We start from the raw sequence: 649 nt of genomic DNA, 5'->3' as shown, positions 1-649 counted from the left end.
GTGGTAGAGTGGTTTAAATTTTACTATTAGTTGCAGCGAGCGCGAGTAAATTTGAGCGCCACCAGCGTTAATGTATTCATTGACCACTTCTTTTACCAGCTCATGTGAAATTTTTTGTCGGTAGAGCTCGTGGATGAAAACTAATAGGTCACGGCACTTTTGAAGCTCCAAGTCTTTGCTAAAAAATTTTGACTCAAAGTCTAGAAATTTGATCTCGCCATTTTTTATGGCGATATCTCTAAGTGCTGGGCGTCCGTGCGCAAAATTTAGAGCGTGGAGTCTAGCTAGTGCGCGGGCTGCTTTTAGCAAAATTTCGTGTTTAAATTTTTCATCGTTACTATATTTAAATAGTCTAGCAACTGGCTCGCCAACATCTTCTATAACGAAAAATTCATCACTTTTTAACACGAGTTTTGGCGCAGGAGCATTTGCTTCGTTTAAAATTTCAAGCTTTTTTATCTCGGCAGCAAATGACCTATAAGGGTTTGGTTTAAAAATTTTAGTTAAAAAGCCACCTTCAATGGTCTTTTCAATGCGTTTTAACCAAAATTTTTGCCCATCAAATTCAAAGCTAAAAACACGTTCGTCGTTATGATCTTTTAAAATTTCATTTACATATTGTTTTAAATTTTGCATTTTGTTAATGTAG

General features: G+C 36.1%; 1 protein-coding gene. It reads right to left on the bottom strand.

What is annotated here, in order from left to right; genetic code table 11:
- On the bottom strand, nucleotides 1-636 hold a 636-nt coding region (locus CYP77_RS02755; RefSeq protein WP_103599684.1), incomplete at its 3' end, for a phosphotransferase.
- Between the last annotated feature and the right edge of the window lie 13 nt (nucleotides 637-649).

The sequence above is a fragment of the Campylobacter concisus genome (assembly GCF_002913865.1).
In the GTDB taxonomy this organism is placed as follows: Bacteria; Campylobacterota; Campylobacteria; order Campylobacterales; family Campylobacteraceae; genus Campylobacter_A; species Campylobacter_A concisus_AM.
Note: the sequence above shows the minus strand (reverse complement) of the source record. Positions and strands in the feature narration are given on the sequence as shown.